Consider the following 18,740-nt stretch of genomic DNA (forward strand, 5'->3'; position numbering starts at 1 on the left):
CAATTATAATTTGCCTCTTATGCCAAACCCTTTAAATCCCTCTGCTTCAAGCCCCATCAACCCCACCGCTGATTTAGAGTTGGCTAAATCCTATGAGCCTGGCCCCATCGAAGCCTATTGGGGCCCTGAATGGGAGCGCCGGGGTATTTCCCAAACCACTTTAGACGATCAGAAACCCAACTTCAGCATCCAACTGCCACCGCCCAATGTCACTGGTACTTTGCATATGGGTCATGCTTTTAACCAAACCATGATGGATAGCCTCATTCGCCATGCCCGTATGCAAGGTCTAAATACACTCTGGCTACCGGGTACCGATCATGCTGGCATTGCCACTCAAATTGTGGTTGAACGGCAACTAGAGGCACAGAAAATCTCACGTCATGAACTAGGGCGCGAGGCCTTTCTAAAAAAAGTTTGGGAATGGAAAGATACCTCTGGCTCAACCATTACTCGGCAAATTCGCCGTCTTGGCGCATCTATTGACTGGTCGCGTGAATATTTCACCATGGACGACAAAATGTCGGCCGCTGTAGTTGAGGTCTTTGTTCGCCTTCATGAGCAAGGTTTAATTTATCGTGGCAAACGTTTAGTGAATTGGGATCCGGTTCTAGGTACCGCCGTTTCCGATCTCGAAGTTGTGAGTGAAGAAGAAGCTGGCAGTCTGTGGCATATTCGTTATCCATTAAGTGATGGGTCGGGCGAATTAATCGTCGCTACAACTAGACCAGAAACTTTACTGGGCGACGTTGCGGTGATGGTTAACCCAGAGGATGAACGTTATCGTCACCTCATTGGGCAAATGGTGAATTTACCCTTGTGTAACAAAACCATTCCCATCATTGCTGATAGCTATGTTGACCCTGCCTTTGGAACTGGCGTTGTCAAAGTAACTCCTGCGCACGACTTTAATGACTACGCCGTGGCCCAACGCCACCAACTACCGCTCATTACGATTCTGACACTCGATGCCAAGATTAATGAAAATGCTCCCAAAATCTACCAAGGCCTAGATCGCTTCGCCGCTCGCAAGCAAATCATTGCCGACTTAGAGTCTGCAGGTTTAATGGCCGAAGTGAAACCGCACACCTTAATGGTACCCCGTGGTGATCGCACCCAAACCATTATTGAGCCGATGCTGACCGACCAATGGTTTGTTGCAGTCTCTAAACCGAGCGCTGACAACCTCTATCAACCTGGTGCGTCAATGGCCAGTGCCGCATTGCATGCCGTCACCAGCGGAACAATTCAGTTGGTGCCTGAAAATTGGAAGAGCACGTATACCCAGTGGCTGGAAAATATTCAAGATTGGTGTATCTCTAGGCAGTTGTGGTGGGGCCACCAAATTCCTGCTTGGTATGGTTCTGAAGGGCAAATATTTGTGGCGCGCAATGCTACTGATGCGCAAGCCAAAGCCAGCGCTGCTGGTTACACCGGACCCCTGCAGCGCGACTCCGATGTACTTGATACCTGGTTTAGTTCAGCCCTAGTACCCTTCAGTTCATTGGGTTGGCCGCAAGCAACCGCAGAGCTTAAGCACTTTTTACCTTCCTCGGTCTTGGTTACTGGCTTTGACATTATTTTCTTTTGGGTTGCGCGCATGGTAATGATGACTTGCCACTTTACTGGGCAAGTACCTTTTCATACGGTCTATGTGCATGGCTTAGTGCGCGATGCTGAAGGCCAAAAAATGAGTAAGTCGAAAGGGAATACCTTAGATCCAATCGACCTCATCGATGGGATTGAATTGGCTGCCCTCGTCGATAAACGAACTACTGGCCTGATGAACCCAAAGCAAGCAGCAAGCATCACTAAAAAAACCCAAAAGGAATTTCCCGATGGTATTCCAGCCTTTGGTACTGATGCCTTACGCTTTACCTTTGCCTCGCTTGCGTCGCTGGGACGGAATATTAATTTTGATCAAAAACGCTGCGAAGGCTACCGTAATTTTTGTAACAAACTCTGGAATGCCAGCCGCTTTGTTTTAATGAACTGCCCTGGCGATGACGCAGCCAATGGTTTTGCGCCTTGTGATAATCAATGTGGTCCCGAAGGCTATCTCGATTTTTCTCCCGCCGATCGCTGGATTGTCTCGTTACTGCAAAAGACAGAGGCAGAAGTTGCTAAAGGTTTCACGATATATCGCTTTGATAATGTCGCCAGCGCGATTTATCAATTTGTCTGGGATGAATATTGCGATTGGTATTTAGAGCTCGCAAAAGTTCAGTTACAAACTGGCACGCCTGCCCAACAACGCGCTACTCGCCGTACGCTCCTACGGGTGCTGGAAACAATCTTGCGTTTAGCCCACCCGCTCATTCCATTTATTACCGAAACCCTCTGGCAATCCGTTGCTCCAAAGGCTGGTAAGGAACTGAATCAGCAAGCCAGCCAATCGATTGCTTTGCAGCCCTATCCCATCAGTCAGCCAGAAAAAATTGATGCCACTAGTGAAGCGTGGATGGCGCAAGTTAAAGCTATTACGGATGCCTGTCGTAATCTGCGCGGTGAAATGCAAATATCACCGGCACAAAAAGTGCCCCTGTGGATTTGTGGACCGTCAGCTTTTTTAAACCAAGCAACCCCCTATTTAATGGCCCTCGCTAAATTATCAGAAGTGCGCATCTTTGCTGATGAAGCTAGTCTCGAAAGCGAAGGGGCGGGTGCGCCTATTGCCTTAGTTGGTGAAATTAAATTACTACTTAAAATTGAAGTTGATTTAGCTGCGGAGCAAATACGCATTAGCAAAGAATTGGTGCGCATTGCTAATGAAATTGATAAATGTCACCAAAAATTGAATAATGAAAGTTTTGTTGCGCGGGCGCCAGACGAGGTAGTTGCGCAAGAAAAACAGCGGCTTGCCGCCTTTGAACTCAACCATGAAAAATTGGCTGCCCAACTGCTGCGTTTAAAATCATCTTAAATACTTTTTAGAAGCGAACTTTATGAGCAATGCCAAGTTAAAACCCGTTAGCAAAGCAGTATTTCCAGTTGCCGGCTTGGGCACGCGGTTTTTACCCGCTACTAAGGCCAGTCCTAAAGAAATGCTCAATATTGTCGATAAGCCACTAATTCAATATGCGGTTGAAGAAGCCATTGCAGCTGGCATTACCGAAATGATTTTTGTCACTGGCCGCAGCAAGCGCGCTATTGAAGACCACTTCGATAAGGCATATGAACTTGAAGCCGAACTTGAGGCTAAAAATAAAACTGCTTTACTCGAAATCGTACGTAATGTGAAACCGAGTCATGTCGATTGTGTATATGTGCGTCAACCTGAAGCTTTGGGTTTAGGTCACGCGGTACTATGTGCCGAAAAATTAGTACGCGATGAGCCCTTTGCGGTGATCTTGGCAGATGATTTACTGGTTGGTGAGCCAGCCGTATTGGCACAAATGTTGGCAGTGCATGATAAATATCAGGGCTCTGTTTTAGCAGTAGAAAAAATTAATCCCGCGCAAAGTAGTTCTTATGGCATTGTGGCTGGCACTCTTACTGACCCTGGCGTACATCGCTTAACGGGCATTGTGGAAAAACCGCTACCGCAAGATGCGCCGTCAAATTTAGCGGTAGTGGGCCGTTATGTACTTTCTTCCAATATTTTTAATTACATTCGTAATCTTCAGCCTGGGGCTGGAGGTGAGTTTCAACTCACTGATGCGATTGCTGCCTTATTAAAAGCAGAACCCGTATATGCTTATGAATATCAAGGGGTACGTTACGACTGCGGTAGCAAATTAGGCTATCTCAAGGCAACGGTAGATTTTGCTCTACGCCATCCTGAAGTCAGTAGCGAGTTTGCCGCCTTTCTTAAACAACGCTAAGCTTCACACAGGGCTTCTTGCTTCACTGCGACTGGTAAATAATTTAGCGGCGTTTGAGGTAAAAAACAAAAGTATCGTTAACTACCTCTGTAGCAATTAATTGATTGCCAGTTTGTTTGGCAAACGCTGGGAAATCATGTTTTGCTCCGGCATCGGTGGCGGTAATTTTGAGGACTTCTCCCGACTGCATATCGGCCAGGGCTTTTTTAGTGCGTAAGATGGGTAATGGGCAATTCATCCCAATGGCATCAACTTCACGATTGGCAATCGGCAGCTCATTGAGGGTTAGCTCATTAAAAGTGGCTTGATTTTCGCTCATACTATTTAATCTACAGTTTTTTCTGCAGTTTTCTCTCTAATCCATTGTTGTACGCTGGCTAAGGCCGCCGGCAAGGCACTTGGCATTGTACCGCCTGCCATCGCCATTTCGGCTTTACCGCCGCCTTTTCCGCCCACCTGCTGAGCCACAAAATTCACTAAATCGCCGGCTTTAATGCGACTGATTGTATTGGCTGTGACCCCCGCGATCAAACTGACCTTATCCCCTTGCACCGAGGCTAAAACGATCGCAGCAGTTCTCAATTTGGCTTTTAAAGCATCTAAGGTTTCACGTAATACCTGCGCATCGGCACCATCGAGGCGGAGCGCTAAAACCATCAGGCCATTTATCTCAATTGCCTGGGCCGCAAGTTCATCGCCCTGACTAGCAGCCAGCTTAGAGTTCACTCGCTCAAGCTCGCGCTCGGTTTGCCGTAAAGCATCTTGCAGTTGTGCTACCCGAGTTGCAAGCTCATTGGGATTGGTCTTTAATAAATGCGCTACCGCGAACATTTGATCTTCTAAGTTTTGTAAAAAGTGGAGTGCGTTATTGCCGGTGACTGCCTCGACCCTGCGAATTCCAGCGGCCACACCCGATTCTGAGGTTACCTTTAAGCTTCCAATATCACCAGTGCGGCCCACGTGGGTGCCTCCGCACAACTCTTTTGAGCTACCAATTTCCAACACCCGTACTTCAGCGCCGTATTTTTCACCAAACAGCATCATCGCCCCGGTTTTTTGCGCATCTTCGAGTGACATCACTTGTGCTGAGGTTGCGGTATTGGCAAGAATTTCTCGATTCACGAGCGCTTCAATTTGTCTTAACTGAGCTGGGCTTATAGGTGCATGGTGAGTGAAGTCAAAACGGGTTTTGCTAGCATCAACCAAAGAACCCTTTTGCATTACATGGTCACCTAAGACTTCACGCAATGCTTTGTGCAATAAATGGGTGGCGCTGTGATTGCGCATGGTGTCTTGGCGATGGACAATATCGACTAGCGCTTTTAACGAGTCGCCAACGCACAATTGCCCCTCTAATACCTCACCTTGATGACCAAATACATTAGCTTGAATCTTAAACGTATCGGTAACCTCAAAACGAGAACGTTCATTCCGTAACTCACCACGATCGCCAACTTGACCGCCCGACTCGGCATAAAAAGGGGTGTGATCGAGCACTACTACAGCGTTATCGCCAGCAGCGACAGACTGCACCGCAACCCCATCAAGATACAGGGCAGTAATGGTGTTGCTATCACGTTGGAGTTGCTCATACCCATGAAATTCGGTTGGCTTTCCAGCATACGTCAGACCTTGCGTCATTTTAAATTGCCCTGCCGCACGGGCTTGATTACGTTGCGCCTGCATGGCCAACTCGAAGCCAGCGACATCGACAGTAACGCCACGCTCCCGACAGATGTCGGCAGTTAAATCTAAGGGGAAACCAAAGGTATCGTGTAAACGAAAAGCAGTTTCACCGTCAATATTGGTGGCATTGTTTGCTAAAGCGGCTTCTAAAATTTCCATGCCATTGGCAATCGTTTGAAAAAAGCGTTCTTCTTCTTGTTTGAGAACATCACTGACTTTATCTTGTGCATTACGCAACTCGGGGTATGCATCGCCCATTTCAGCAACTAAGGCAGGTACCAACTGATATAAAAATGGTTGCCGCGCACCTAATTTAAAACCATGGCGAATTGCCCGCCGCGCAATGCGGCGCAACACATACCCACGACCCGCATTTCCGGGTATCACGCCATCGACAATCACAAAACTACAAGCGCGAATATGGTCGGCAATAACCTTCAGTGAAGGGCTATTGGCAGCGCAATTTTGGCCGCCAGCCCCATCGACTGCGGCTTTCGCCGCTTTCAGTAAATTAACAAATAAATCGATTTCATAATTAGAATGGACTTTCTGCAACACCGCTGCAATCCGTTCCAGACCCATGCCCGTATCAACACTTGGCTTGGGTAGAGGATGCATATTGCCCGCTTCATCGCGATTAAATTGCATAAAAACATTATTCCAAATTTCAATAAAGCGATCGCCATCTTCATCGGGACTACCAGGCGGCCCGCCAGGAATGTGTGCGCCGTGATCATAAAAAATTTCTGTACACGGACCACAAGGGCCGGTATCTCCCATCATCCAAAAATTATCGGACGCATAGCGCGCACCCTTGTTATCGCCAATGCGGATAATGCGTTCTGCAGGGACACCAATTTGTTGATGCCAAATAGCGTAGGCCTCTTGATCTTCGGCATAAACCGTAATTAACAATTTTTCTTTTGGTAACTTAAATACTACAGTTAATAATTCCCAGGCAAATTGAATTGCATCCTGCTTAAAGTAATCACCAAAAGAAAAATTGCCGAGCATCTCAAAGAAGGTATGGTGCCGAGCGGTGTAACCCACGTTGTCTAAATCGTTATGCTTACCCCCCGCCCGAATACACTTTTGGGCGGTAGTTGCCCGACTATAGGAGCGCTGATCAAAGCCCAAGAAAACATCCTTAAATTGATTCATGCCGGCATTGGTGAACAGTAAGGTCGGATCATCTCCGGGCACCACCGGGCTAGAAGGAACGATTTGGTGCCCTTTGCTGGCAAAGAAATCAAGGAAGGCTTGGCGAATTTGGGAAACTTTCATGACAATAATTATCGCATTGGCGTTCACGCGCGCCCTAAATTAGGGCAAACCCTAGATGTTTTGGCTAGCAACGCCCATCAGCGTGCCTTACAATCGCTCATCAATATATAAAAAATGGTCACTTGATAATTAGACCAACTTGGAGCGCACTTTGAAAATACACAATCAACAAGATTTTGCCGCTGGCTTTATGTATATCGTCGTCGGCTTATTTTTTGCCAGCCTCGCTACTGGTTATCAAATGGGAACTGCCGCCAAAATGGGGCCTGGTTATTTCCCCTTTTGTTTAGGCATGCTCTTGGCTTTAATTGGCTTAGTCGTTTTGCTGAGTGCTGTCACCAAAAAGGCAGCTGACGTCAAACTAAAAAAATGGGATCTGAAAAGCGTCATTTGGATTACAGGTGCAGTAGTTCTTTACGGCGTACTACTAAGCACTATGGGATTTTTTGTTGCCCTCTTGGCCCTTGTTTTTGTTTCGGCCTCGGCTAGCCATGAATTTAAGTGGAAAGGTACCGTTATTAATGCCCTTATCTTACTGGTCTTCACGTATCTTGCTTTCGTAGTTGGGCTCAAGCTACAGTTTCCGCTGTGGCCTTTCTTCCTTAATAATTAACCGCAAAAGCCTAGGACACTGATATGGATCTGCTGAATAATTTAGCGCTGGGTTTTTCAACCGCATTAACCTTTCAAAATTTAATTTACTGTTTTCTGGGATGCTTGTTGGGCACCTTAATCGGCATTTTGCCTGGCCTTGGCCCCATTGCCACTATTGCCATGTTATTGCCAGCAACGTATGCATTACCCCCCATTGCTGCCCTCATTATGTTGGCGGGTATTTATTATGGCGCGCAGTATGGCGGCTCAACTACAGCCATCTTATTGAACATTCCCGGAGAAACATCTTCGGTTGTAACTGCAATTGATGGCTATCAAATGGCGCGACGAGGGCGAGCTGGAGTAGCGCTCTTTACTGCTGGTATGGGTTCATTTTTTGCCGGTTGCGTAGCGACTTTTATTTTGGCTGCTTTTGCCGCCCCACTTTCACAACTAGCCTTTAAGTTTGGTCCGGCTGAGTACTTCTCGCTGATGGTATTGGGTTTAATCGGTGCCGTGGTTTTAGCGTCGGGCTCTCTCATTAAAGCGATTGGCATGATTATTTTGGGCTTGCTCATGGGTCTTGTTGGTACCGACGTGAACTCCGGCGTGTCACGCTATGCCTTTGATGTGCCTGAACTGAGCGATGGTATTGGCTTTGTCAGTATTGCCATGGGTGTATTTGGCTTTGCTGAAATTATGATGAACTTAGAGCAAAAAGAAAAGCGGGAAAGTTTTTTAAATAAAGTGACTACCCTTATTCCAACATGGGATGATGTTAAGCGAATGGTGCCGTCAATCTTACGGGGAACGACAATAGGCTCGGTCTTGGGAATTTTGCCAGGCGGCGGTGCTGCTTTAGCTGCTTTTGGAGCCTATTCGGTTGAAAAGAAAACCTCAAAACACTCAGCTGAATTTGGGCAAGGTGCTATTGAAGGTGTTGCTGGCCCAGAAAGCGCGAATAATGCTGCAGCTCAAACTTCCTTTATTCCTTTGCTGACTTTAGGTATTCCACCCAATGCGGTGATGGCATTAATGGTGGGCGCGATGACCATTCACAATATTCAACCAGGTCCACAAGTGATGACCAGCAACCCTGCTTTATTTTGGGGCTTGATTGCGTCGATGTGGATTGGAAACCTGATGTTAATTTTGCTCAATTTACCGCTCATTGGTATGTGGGTGCAGATTTTGAAAATTCCATATCGTTTTCTTTATCCCGCCATTTTGGTTTTCTGTTGTATCGGGGTTTACACCGTTAACAATACAGTCTTTGACGTGTACATCACCGCTACCTTTGGTGTTATTGGCTACCTATTTTTTAAACTGGGTTGCGAACCCGCGCCGCTTCTATTAGGCTTTGTATTGGGCCCGATGATGGAAGAAAATTTCCGCCGCGCCTTATTACTCTCGCGAGGGGATTTTTCAACCTTTATTACCCGTCCACTTTCGCTGGGCCTCTTGGTGGCAGCAGCTTTAATGGTCGTGATTGTTGCTCTACCTGCGATCAAAAAAGGACGTGAAAAAGTCTTCGTCGAAGAGCTTTGACTTATCCTTACCTTCTCATCAAGCCCGCAGCCATCTGCGGGCTTTTTTCTTTCTCGAGTAGCGATCTTCTCTACAATTAGCGAATGTCACCAGAAAGCCCTAAAAATACCACCTCTAATAAGACAAAAGCGATAGCCGCTGAACCCTCTAATTTTCTTCGCCAAATTATCGAGCACGATTTAGCGCAACCCTTATACCAACAGCGTCCACTTCGTCACGATGCTGACGGTAATGCCTTACCCCCACTGATTACCCGCTTTCCTCCCGAGCCTAATGGCTATTTACATATTGGGCATGCTAAAAGTATTTGTCTCAATTTTGGTCTAGCTGCTGAATATCAATCACGCGCAGGGGGTGCGCGTTGCAATATGCGCTTAGATGACACTAATCCAGTAAAAGAAGATGTTGAATACGTCGATAGCATTTTAGATGCGGTACGCTGGCTTGGTTTTGATTGGGAGGCAAATGGTCAAACCCATTTGCATTACGCCAGTGATTATTTCGCACAGCTCTATCAATTTGCTGAAGTTTTAATCGAACATGGCAAAGCGTATGTTGATAGCCAAACAGCCGATGAAATTCATGCTAAACGGGGCAATTTTAATCAAGCGGGACAAAATAGTCCTTATCGTAATCGCAGTGTAGAAGAAAATTTGCAACTTTTTCGCGCGATGCGGGCGGGTGAGTTTAGCGATGGACAGCATGTGCTTCGTCTAAAAATTGAGATGCAACACCCCAATATCGTCATGCGCGATCCAGTCATTTACCGCATTCGCCATGCGCATCACCATCGAACTGGTGACCAATGGTGTATTTATCCTTTATATGATTTTACCCACTGCATTTCAGATGCCCTCGAATTCGTGTCACATTCGATTTGTACCTTAGAGTTTGAAAATAATCGACCGCTCTATGATTGGATTCTGAACACCCTAAAAGAAGCCGGCGTCTTTAGTGATCCACTACCGCATCAGCACGAATTTGCGCGCCTCAATTTAACCTATACCCTCACTAGTAAACGTAAATTACTGCAATTAGTCGCAGAAAAATGTGTCGATGGCTGGGATGATCCACGGATGCCAACCATTGTGGGTATTCGTCGGCGCGGCTATACCCCTGAAAGTCTCCGCTTATTTTGTGAACGAATTGGCGTCTCGAAAGCCGACAGCTGGATCGATATGAGTACCTTAGAACAGGCTTTACGAGATGACCTAGATGCCAAGGCGCCGCGGGCTACTGCGGTACTAAAACCGTTAAAACTAGTGATCGAAAACTTTCCTGAAAATGGTTCTGAAGCCTGCTCGGCCCCACGTCATCCGCATCATCCTGAATGGGGTAAACGTGAATTTAACTTTACGCGTGAAGTTTGGATCGAGGCCGATGACTTTATGCTCGAACCCGTGAAGGGCTTTTTTCGACTTTATCCGCCCAGCAATGACCAAGCTGGTGGGCGCGTGCGACTACGCCATGGTTTTGTGATTGAATGTACTGGAGTTGAATTGGATAGCAATGGCCAAGTCAAGCAAGTGAACGCGCGTTATTTTCCCGATAGCAAGAGTGGTACCCCAGGCTCAGACAACTATAAAGTGAAGGGTAATATCCATTGGCTTAGCGTTGCTGAGGCTCTCGCTGTTGAGGTACGTCTTTATGATCACCTGTTTACTGAACCTCATCCCGATAGCGGAGAAAATAATTTTCTCGCTCACCTCAATCCAAATTCAAAACAGATTATTACTGCATACCTCGAACCCAGCATGAAATCAGTCCAAGCCGGCGAGCGTTTTCAGTTTGAACGTCATGGCTACTTTATTGCAGATGCCATCGACTCACAAGCTGGAAAGCCAATCTTTAATCGGACGGTGGCACTAAAGGATACTTGGAAATAAAACTGGCAACATTGGGATAGCGTAAAGCAATCTTTAACTCTTTCAGACGGGTATTACTCACCCGCCGTGACTCACGCAGAAATGACCAGAGCATTGGGCTCACTTTTTCCTTGACGGCAGCAGCGGTTAAACGTGGCGGCCGCTCAAGCTGATAAGCATCGGCAACTTGATCAAAATAATCGCCCATTTTCAGCTCTTCACCATCACAAGCATTGATGATGCGCTGGGGACGCCCACGAAATACTGCCGCGCAAATCAGGCGGGCTAAATCATCGCTCTGAATATGGTTTGAATAAGCATCTTCAGCGGCTAATAAAGCGGGGGTTCCCGCCTTCAGGCGCTCGATGGGCAATCGGTTGAGGTCGTAAATACCAGGCACCCGCAAAATCGTCAACCTTGCCCGCTGAGTTAAAGCAAAAGTCCGTAATACCTGCTCAGCATCGACGCGGCGCTTCGCGCGCTCACTTTGTGGGTCTATGGGGCTTGTTTCATGCACCCAAGAGCCATTGGCGTCACCGTATACCCCTGTGGTACTGACATAAATCAAGCGCCTGACGACACCGCCACCTTGGGCTAAAATTCGCAGTAGATTGCGGGTTCGACGATCTTGATTACCTGAGTTAGGCGGTGGTGCTAAATGAATGACGGTTTCTGCTAATCCACTCAGACGCCATAAGCTCTCAGGCTGATCAAGATTACCCAAAATAGGCAGTGCTCCTGCTTCTCGCAATGCTGGAAAACGCGTTAACTGAGAAGTTAGCGCAAAAATATGAAAAGCCGGTGCTAACTGCTTAACAACTCTTAGCCCTATATCTCCACATCCCACGATCAGGAGTCTAGGCTTAGCAAATGGGTGGGTGGCCTTACGCATGAGTTATATCGTACCGATTTATTGAAAGGAATGGGTTTTGGGGCATCGCGTCACACTGAAAGCTAGCGGTAAGGAGTTTATGGTCAACCAAGATGAAACTATTTTAGAGGCCGCCCTACGCCAAGGAATTAACTTACCTTACGGCTGCAAGAATGGTGCCTGTGGTTCTTGTAAGGGAAAAGTGATTTCAGGCCAAGTACAGCATGGCGAACATAGTGAGAGCGCTTTGAGTCGCGCTGAAGAATTAGCGGGTATGAGTCTGTTTTGCTGTGCACAAGCTACAGCCGATCTCATGATTGAAGTACGTGAAGTACAAGGGGGTAGTGATTTACCCGTTCGTAAAGTGCCCTGTCGCGTTAACACAATTACCCGCCCCACCACTGATGTGGCAATTTTGCAATTACAACTGCCGGCAGCTGAACGCTTTCAATATTTAGCTGGCCAATATATTGAATTTTTACTTAAAGATGGTCAGCGCCGCGCTTACTCTTTAGCCACTGCTCCCGAACACGATGGACCGCTTGAAGTGCAAATTCGACATTTGCCAGGCGGCATCTTTACTGATTTTGTGTTTGGACACAATCAGCCTAGTAGCGGCGCCACTAGCTCCAGCGCCTTCCCTACCCCATTTTTGCAAGAGAAAGCCATTTTACGTTTTGAAGGGCCCTTAGGTAGTTTCTTTTTGCGTGAAGAATCGACTAAACCCATCCTCTTTTTAGCAGCAGGCACGGGTATTGCCCCCATTAAGGCCATCATTGAACATATGCTTGCCAAAAAAATTCAGCGGCCTATCAGCCTCTATTGGGGTGGCCGGCGACCCACCGATCTTTATCTTGATGCACTGTGTAAAAGCTGGGCAAGCACCATCCCCGACTTTCACTATATTCCCGTTGTTTCAGATGCAATACCAACCGACCAGTGGCAAGGGCGAACGGGTTTTGTGCACCGTGCGGTGATGGCTGATTATCCTAGTCTGAAGGCCATGCAGGTTTATGCCTGTGGGGCACCAATCATGGTCAATGCAGCGCGAAGTGACTTTATTACCCAATGCCAATTACCTGAAGCCGAATTTTTTGCCGACTCGTTCACCAGTGCCGCCGATTTATCGCGCAGCTTAGATGAAACCGTTTCATAATTCAATTTTATTTAATTCAATTACTGCTCTCGCCTCATGACCAATACACCGCTTAATACAGCCGCCGTTATGTTTATCACCCCACGCCCAGAATTGGTGATGGTGCAAGGTGAGGGGTCTTGGCTAACCGATCAAAACGGCAAGCGCTATCTCGACTTTATGCAAGGTTGGGCCGTAAATTGCTTGGGACATGCCAATCCTGGCATGATTGCGGCGCTAAATAGCCAAGCCAAATTGTTAATTAGTCCTAGCCCGGCTTTTTATAACGAACCCATGCTGCGTTTAGCAAATTTACTCACTGCACATAGTTGTTTTGATAAAGTTTTTTTTGCCAATAGTGGCGCTGAAGCAAATGAAGGCGCGATTAAGCTAGCGCGTAAATGGGGGCAACTCAATAAAGCAGGCGCCTTTGAAATTATTACCTTTGATCATGGCTTTCATGGGCGCACTCTAGCTACGATGAGTGCTTCTGGCAAACCGGGCTGGGATAGCATGTTTGCTCCCCAGGTCGCTGGCTTTCCGAAGGCCAATCTCAATGATCTGAGCTCGGTCATTGCCTGCATTACCGATAATACCGTGGCAGTAATGGTAGAGCCGGTACAAGGTGAAGGTGGCGTGATTCCCTGTACGCCTGAATTTATGCAAAATTTACGCCAACTCACGCAAGAGCGCAATATCTTATTGATAGTAGACGAAGTGCAATCGGGCAGCGGGCGAACCGGCAGCTTATTTGCTTATGAACAATTTGGCATTAAGCCCGACATCATGACTTTGGGTAAAGGGATTGGTGGTGGTGTACCCCTTGCTGCCCTCTTGGCGACCGATGCCGTAGCTTGCTTTGTCGCTGGCAATCAAGGTGGCACCTACAATGGCAACCCCCTAATGACAGCGGTAGGTATTAGTGTGGTTGAACAACTATTAGCTCCCCAATTTTTAGCGCAAGTACAGGCCAAAGGCGAGTTATTGCGTAATGAATTGCGTCAACTCGTTGCAGAATTTCAGTTAGAAGGTGAGCGCGGCATGGGTCTGTTACGGGCCTTAATGTTGGGCCGTGAGATTGGCCCTAAATTAGTAGAAATGGCTCGTGATCAAAATCCAGTAGGACTGTTGATTAATTCTCCACAGCCTGATTTATTGCGCTTTATGCCCGCCCTCAATACCAGTGACGACGACATTCGCTTAATGGCTTCAATGCTACGCGGATTACTCAAGCAATTAGCTTAAGCCCTTATTCGCCCAAGTAGGCCTGGCGGACTCTGGTATCGGCCATGAGCTCTGCACCAGATCCAGTCAAGGTAATCAGTCCGCTTTCCATGACATAAGCTCGTTGGGCAAGCTGCAAGGCTAAACGCGCATTTTGCTCTACCAATAAAATGGTGATTCCAGTTTTAGTTAAAGAATGAATCACATTAAAAATGGTTTCCACCATCAGTGGTGCTAGACCCATTGATGGTTCATCTAACAATAATAATTTCGGTTGCGCCATTAGCGCCCTGCCCATCGCTACCATCTGCTGTTCTCCGCCAGAAAGCGTGCCAGCCATTTGCGTGCTGCGCTCTTCTAAGCGCGGGAAAAAAGTGTAAACCTGATCTAAAAGGCGCTTAAATTCAGCTGGATTTTCCTGTAGAAAAGCGCCCATTTGTAAATTCTCGAAGACGTTCATACGTTTAAATACGCCACGTCCTTCGGGTACCAAACTGCAGCCCTGTTTGACTAGTTCATACGCGGGTAGATGCGTGACGATGTGACCCGCAAACCGAACCTCGCCACTACTTGCAGGAACGATTCCTGATAAGGCATTGAGGGTTGAGCTTTTGCCAGCGCCATTAGCACCAATTAAAGCCACCATTTCCCCTTGCTCTATATAAAAATCAATGCCCTTGACAGCAGATATGCCGCCATAATTCACTTTTAGGCCGCTAACCTCCAAGATATTCATGGGCTATTACCCAAATAGGCTTTAATCACCGCAGGACTGTTACGAACCTCAGTTGGACTCCCAACGGCAATGGTCTTGCCGTAATCCAATACCGTGAGGCTATCGCAGATACCCATCACCAAACTAACATCATGTTCAATTAATAGAATGGTTTTGCCATCAACCCGAATTTGCAACAGTAATTCACGTAAAGCTAATTTTTCAGTCGCATTCATCCCCGCTGCAGGCTCATCGAGCGCCAATAACAAAGGGTCAGTAGCTAAAGCGCGAGCAATTTCTAAGCGGCGTTGATGCCCATACGATAAATTGATGGCAGTATGATCAGCAAAATCGCCTAAACCAACATAGCGTAAGAGCGCAAACGATTTTTCTCTAATTGCCCGTTCTTCCTGCCGCACCTGTCGACCCCGCAAAATAGCACCAATTACCCCCGTATGTGAACGACAATGGCACCCCACCATCACATTTTCTAAAGCAGTCATCGCCCCAAACAAGCGAATATTTTGAAAAGTCCGGGCTATTCCTGCTTGCGTTACTTGGGCTACTGAATGAGGCGAATAAAATTGGCCGTTAAATTGAAAGAGCCCGCTATTAGCAGAATACAGACCCGTTATTAGATTAAAAAAGGTGGTTTTGCCTGCGCCATTCGGGCCAATTAAACCAACAATACTGCCGCTTGGCACCCTTAAACCAACGTTATCTAAAGCGTGTACTCCGCCAAAAAATTTTGATACGTTAGTAACATCGAGCAACACACTCATGACGTAGAGGCTCCCCGCTTTTGCCATATTCCTTTGGGGCGATAGAGCATAATCAAAATTAAAGCCAAGCCATAAATCAATTGGCGCATAATTTCTGCATCAACCAGGACATGCCCAAACAGCGCATTTTGTAGGGGTTGCACGACCCCACGCAACACTTCGGGAAAAATGGCTAGCAATACGGCGCCCAAAATCACTCCGGGTATATGGCCTATACCACCCAAAACTACCATCGCTAAAACTACAATCGATTCCCATAGGGTAAAGGACTCTGGTGAAACAAAACCTTGAAAAGAGGCAAATAAAACGCCCGCCACTCCAGCAAATGAAGCACCAATGGCAAACGCCAATAATTTTAAATTGCGCGTATTAATCCCCATTGCTTGGGCGGCAATTTCATCCTCACGAATGGCTACCCAAGCTCTGCCAATACGCGAATTTTGTAAACGCATGCAGATTACTGTAGCAATACATGCTAAAACGAGAAAGAGATAGAAAATTAAATATAAAGCGGGTACTTGGATAAAACCAAGGTCTAATGATTTAGCAAAAGAAATACCAAAGAGTTCGATTGAGTCGATTGCACGTATTCCCTTAGGCCCATTCGTGAGATTCATGGGTCGATCTAAATTATTTAAAAAAATGCGAATGATTTCACCAAAACCTAAAGTGACTATCGCCAGATAGTCGCCCCGTAGTTTCAGCGTTGGCACGCCTAAAATAACGCCAAATGTCGCCGCTAAGACTGCCCCAATCAAACAAGCAAGCCATATGAGGCTATGCAAACCTTCTGGAAATAATACGGCAATCGCCGCAAACGATTGGGTTAGATGAGGCGATGCCAGTAACGCAAAAGTATAGGCGCCCAAGGCATAAAATGCGATAAAACCTAAATCGAGTAAACCAGCAAATCCCACTACAACATTTAAACCTAACGCTAAAATCACATAGAGCAAAGCAAAATCCAGCACGCGCACCCAGTAATTACCGCCAACAGATCCAACGCACCAAGGCAAAATGAGGAGGCTTAACATTGCCAACCACAAAAACATGCGCCGCTGGGAAATAAAATTAAGCACGATCGGAAACTCGTTCGCCCAGTAATCCACTCGGACGCAATACTAAGACCACAATGAGCACTATGAAAGCAAAAATATCTTGGTAATTAGAGCCTAATACGCCACCAGTTAAATCGCCGATATAACCAGCTCCTAACGATTCAATTAAACCTAATAGTAGCCCCCCAAGCATCGCCCCACGGATATTACCAATGCCGCCTAAAACTGCGGCAGTAAATGCTTTCAGACCTGGTATGAAGCCCATATAAAAATTTGCATTGCCATAGTTGGTCGCTATCATGACACCAGCCAAGCCCGCCAAAGCGCCACCCAACATAAAGGTAATCGAAATAACCCGATTGGGATTAACCCCCATGAGTGCGGCAATTTTGTTTTGTTCGGCCGTTGCCCGCATGGCACGGCCTAAGCGCGTGCGCTCGACCAAGAGTAATAAAGCACACATCACTAAAAAAGCGACGGCAATAATAACGAGCTCTTTACCGGTAATTGTGACCGCACTATTAAATAATTGAATCGGTAGCGCTGGCAACAACTGCGGGTACATCAGCGGGTCACGTGACCAAACCATCATGGCAATAGTTTGCAATAAAACCGACATGCCGATAGCTGAAATCAGTGGCGCAAGCCGTGGTGCATTCCGCAATGGCCGATAAGCTACTCGCTCGATCGTGTAACTGAGCGCGGCACACGTTGCCATGGTGATTGGCAAGACCAACACTAACACCAACCAGCCAGGCAAGAAAGGGGCAAAGCCCATCAGGCCCTGAATTAGAGTGAGTGAAACCAAAGCGCCGATCATTAGCACTTCACCATGGGCAAAGTTAATAATGCCGAGTACGCCATAAACCATGGTGTAACCCAAGGCAATTAAGGCATAAATGCTCCCTAAAACTAGACCATTAACTAGTTGCTGGAGGAATGTTTCCATCCGCCCATTTACATCTTGACGATATCAAGTACCGATTTCTTTTTATCTTTATATTCGTAAAGAGAAATAACGCCATGCTGCAAATCTCCCTGTTTATCAAAGGCCACGTTACCGGTTAAGCCATTCATTTGGGTATCGGGCATGACTAACAAAATTTTATCCGCAGCAGTTGACTTCGCGCGCTTCATTGCATCTACTAAAACATAAACTGCATCATAGGTGAAGGGGGAATAAATTTGCACTTCAGTATTAAAGCGCTCTTTATAACGCTTTTGAAAATCATTGCCATTGGCCATTTTGCTCAGAGCCATGCCAGCCTCTGAGCAAGTTACATTAACCACTGCGTCACCCGCTAACTCGGCTAACTTTTCAGTACACATACCATCGCCACCCACGATCTTAGCGGTAATGCCTAACTCTTTAGCCTGTTTAGCCAAAGGCCCGCCAGTCGCATCCATGCCGCCATACATAATCACGTCAGGTTTGGACCCTTTAATTTTGGTCAAAATAGCTTTGAAATCAGTGGCCTTATTATTGCTAGCTTCACGAGCCACAATTTTAAGGCCGGCGGCTTTTACGGTTTTCTCAAACTCATCAGCCAAGCCTTTGCCATATTGAGTGGCATCGTCAATAATGGCAACCGATTTAGCTTGTAGTTTTTGTGTAACATAGTTAGCGAGCGCAGGCCCTTGCTGTGCATCTGTCGCCACCAAACGGTAAGTCGTTTTAAAACCTTGTTTGGTATATTCAGGATTGGTTGCCGAAGGTGATATTTGGGTAATACCTGCATCGCTATAAATTTTTGAAGCAGGAATGCTGGTGCCAGAATTGAGGTGGCCTACGACTCCAACCACCTTACTGTCGACTAATTTTTGCGCGACTTGGGTAGCGGTCTTTGGATCTTCAGCATCATCCTCTGGTACTAAAGTCAGGAATATTTTTTTACCCTCAATCATTAAGCCGGTTTTATTAATTTCTTCAATTGCCAAACGTGCACCATTTTCATTGTCCTTACCAAGGTGGGCAATGGGTCCAGTTAAAGGCGCAACGTGCCCAATCTTAACTTCAGTGGCATCGGCTGGAACTGCTGCAGCCGTTTTTTTATCGCTTTTGCCGCAGGCGCCCAAAAGAGATATGCAGGCAATGGCACTCACTGCAATAGTGATTTGGCGAAAGGTAAGACGCTGAGATAAAGCTTGCATATA

At 46.7% G+C, this 18,740-nt stretch carries 15 protein-coding genes; 7 read left to right on the forward strand and 8 right to left on the reverse strand.

All coding sequences use genetic code 11. From position 1 onward, the window contains the following. Positions 1-19: 19 nt before the first annotated feature. Positions 20-2,923: a valine--tRNA ligase gene (locus LZG75_RS10215; RefSeq protein ID WP_233937462.1), complete on the forward strand. Its 2,904-nt coding sequence runs from the start codon at positions 20-22 to the stop codon at positions 2,921-2,923. Between the two features lie 22 nt (positions 2,924-2,945). Beyond that, entirely contained in the window at positions 2,946-3,824 is an 879-nt protein-coding gene (gene galU, locus LZG75_RS10220) for a UTP--glucose-1-phosphate uridylyltransferase GalU (RefSeq protein ID WP_233925059.1), read from the forward strand. A 43-nt stretch (positions 3,825-3,867) separates the two neighbouring features. On the opposite strand, the gene LZG75_RS10225 is transcribed toward galU, so the two are convergent. Both LZG75_RS10225 and alaS read right to left on the reverse strand, forming a co-directional pair. After that, positions 3,868-4,143, reverse strand: coding sequence for a sulfurtransferase TusA family protein (locus LZG75_RS10225; RefSeq protein ID WP_233925060.1), 276 nt, complete (start codon positions 4,141-4,143; stop codon positions 3,868-3,870). 5 nt (positions 4,144-4,148) lie between these two features. Further along, positions 4,149-6,794 (reverse strand): alanine--tRNA ligase, encoded by a 2,646-nt coding sequence (alaS, locus tag LZG75_RS10230; protein ID WP_233937463.1) that lies wholly within the window; start codon positions 6,792-6,794, stop codon positions 4,149-4,151. Between the two features lie 151 nt (positions 6,795-6,945). Between alaS and LZG75_RS10235 the strand changes: the two genes are divergently transcribed. The 3 genes from LZG75_RS10235 (at position 6,946) to LZG75_RS10245 (ending at position 10,822) form a co-directional block, all read left to right on the forward strand. Further along, positions 6,946-7,407, forward strand: a complete 462-nt coding sequence (locus LZG75_RS10235) for a tripartite tricarboxylate transporter TctB family protein (RefSeq protein WP_233925062.1) — start codon at positions 6,946-6,948, stop codon at positions 7,405-7,407. Between the two features lie 23 nt (positions 7,408-7,430). Next, positions 7,431-8,936: a tripartite tricarboxylate transporter permease gene (locus LZG75_RS10240; RefSeq protein ID WP_233937464.1), complete on the forward strand. Its 1,506-nt coding sequence runs from the start codon at positions 7,431-7,433 to the stop codon at positions 8,934-8,936. Between the two features lie 83 nt (positions 8,937-9,019). Continuing rightward, positions 9,020-10,822 (forward strand): glutamine--tRNA ligase/YqeY domain fusion protein, encoded by a 1,803-nt coding sequence (locus LZG75_RS10245; protein ID WP_233937465.1) that lies wholly within the window; start codon positions 9,020-9,022, stop codon positions 10,820-10,822. On the opposite strand, the gene LZG75_RS10250 is transcribed toward LZG75_RS10245, so the two are convergent. Then, on the reverse strand, positions 10,785-11,693 hold the full coding sequence (locus LZG75_RS10250) for an SDR family oxidoreductase (protein WP_233937466.1): 909 nt from the start codon (positions 11,691-11,693) through the stop codon (positions 10,785-10,787). The genes LZG75_RS10245 and LZG75_RS10250 overlap by 38 nt on opposite strands. Positions 11,694-11,730: 37 nt before the next feature. Here LZG75_RS10250 and LZG75_RS10255 point away from each other — a divergent pair, with 37 nt between their 5' ends. Continuing rightward, a complete protein-coding gene (locus LZG75_RS10255; RefSeq protein WP_233937467.1) occupies positions 11,731-12,828 on the forward strand; it encodes a CDP-6-deoxy-delta-3,4-glucoseen reductase in 1,098 nt (365 codons plus the stop codon). 36 nt (positions 12,829-12,864) lie between these two features. Continuing rightward, positions 12,865-14,052 carry an acetylornithine transaminase gene (locus tag LZG75_RS10260; RefSeq protein ID WP_233937468.1) on the forward strand — a complete coding sequence of 396 codons (1,188 nt, stop codon included), beginning with the start codon at positions 12,865-12,867 and terminating at the stop codon, positions 14,050-14,052. Positions 14,053-14,056: 4 nt separating this feature from the next. Here the strand turns inward: LZG75_RS10260 and LZG75_RS10265 are convergent, their stop codons facing one another. The 5 genes from LZG75_RS10265 to LZG75_RS10285 are packed head-to-tail and all read right to left on the reverse strand — an operon-like array spanning position 14,057 to position 18,737. Then, positions 14,057-14,767, reverse strand: coding sequence for an ABC transporter ATP-binding protein (locus LZG75_RS10265; protein ID WP_233925068.1), 711 nt, complete (start codon positions 14,765-14,767; stop codon positions 14,057-14,059). Further along, positions 14,764-15,528: an ABC transporter ATP-binding protein gene (locus tag LZG75_RS10270; protein ID WP_233937469.1), complete on the reverse strand. Its 765-nt coding sequence runs from the start codon at positions 15,526-15,528 to the stop codon at positions 14,764-14,766. The genes LZG75_RS10265 and LZG75_RS10270 overlap by 4 nt, the downstream gene beginning before the upstream one ends. Beyond that, on the reverse strand, positions 15,525-16,580 hold the full coding sequence (locus LZG75_RS10275) for an ABC transporter ATP-binding protein (protein WP_233925149.1): 1,056 nt from the start codon (positions 16,578-16,580) through the stop codon (positions 15,525-15,527). The genes LZG75_RS10270 and LZG75_RS10275 overlap by 4 nt, the downstream gene beginning before the upstream one ends. Positions 16,581-16,599: 19 nt before the next feature. Further along, positions 16,600-17,535 (reverse strand): branched-chain amino acid ABC transporter permease, encoded by a 936-nt coding sequence (locus tag LZG75_RS10280; RefSeq protein WP_233937470.1) that lies wholly within the window; start codon positions 17,533-17,535, stop codon positions 16,600-16,602. Between the two features lie 8 nt (positions 17,536-17,543). Beyond that, positions 17,544-18,737 (reverse strand): branched-chain amino acid ABC transporter substrate-binding protein, encoded by a 1,194-nt coding sequence (locus LZG75_RS10285; RefSeq protein ID WP_233925070.1) that lies wholly within the window; start codon positions 18,735-18,737, stop codon positions 17,544-17,546. Positions 18,738-18,740 lie beyond the last annotated feature (3 nt).

The organism is Polynucleobacter sp. IMCC30063 (genome assembly GCF_021395235.1).
Classification (GTDB): Bacteria; Pseudomonadota; Gammaproteobacteria; order Burkholderiales; family Burkholderiaceae; genus Polynucleobacter.

Coding starts and splice junctions, on each gene's coding strand:
- galU (WP_233925059.1), top strand. CDS start 2,946: ATGAGCAATGCCAAGTTAAAACCCGTTAGCAAAGCAGTATTTCCAGTT.
- LZG75_RS10285 (WP_233925070.1), bottom strand. CDS start 18,737: ATGCAAGCTTTATCTCAGCGTCTTACCTTTCGCCAAATCACTATTGCA.
- LZG75_RS10275 (WP_233925149.1), bottom strand. CDS start 16,580: ATGTTTTTGTGGTTGGCAATGTTAAGCCTCCTCATTTTGCCTTGGTGC.
- LZG75_RS10265 (WP_233925068.1), bottom strand. CDS start 14,767: ATGAATATCTTGGAGGTTAGCGGCCTAAAAGTGAATTATGGCGGCATA.
- alaS (WP_233937463.1), bottom strand. CDS start 6,794: ATGAAAGTTTCCCAAATTCGCCAAGCCTTCCTTGATTTCTTTGCCAGC.
- LZG75_RS10225 (WP_233925060.1), bottom strand. CDS start 4,143: ATGAGCGAAAATCAAGCCACTTTTAATGAGCTAACCCTCAATGAGCTG.
- LZG75_RS10250 (WP_233937466.1), bottom strand. CDS start 11,693: ATGCGTAAGGCCACCCACCCATTTGCTAAGCCTAGACTCCTGATCGTG.
- LZG75_RS10245 (WP_233937465.1), top strand. CDS start 9,020: ATGTCACCAGAAAGCCCTAAAAATACCACCTCTAATAAGACAAAAGCG.
- LZG75_RS10240 (WP_233937464.1), top strand. CDS start 7,431: ATGGATCTGCTGAATAATTTAGCGCTGGGTTTTTCAACCGCATTAACC.
- LZG75_RS10280 (WP_233937470.1), bottom strand. CDS start 17,535: ATGGAAACATTCCTCCAGCAACTAGTTAATGGTCTAGTTTTAGGGAGC.
- LZG75_RS10260 (WP_233937468.1), top strand. CDS start 12,865: ATGACCAATACACCGCTTAATACAGCCGCCGTTATGTTTATCACCCCA.
- LZG75_RS10270 (WP_233937469.1), bottom strand. CDS start 15,528: ATGAGTGTGTTGCTCGATGTTACTAACGTATCAAAATTTTTTGGCGGA.
- LZG75_RS10215 (WP_233937462.1), top strand. CDS start 20: ATGCCAAACCCTTTAAATCCCTCTGCTTCAAGCCCCATCAACCCCACC.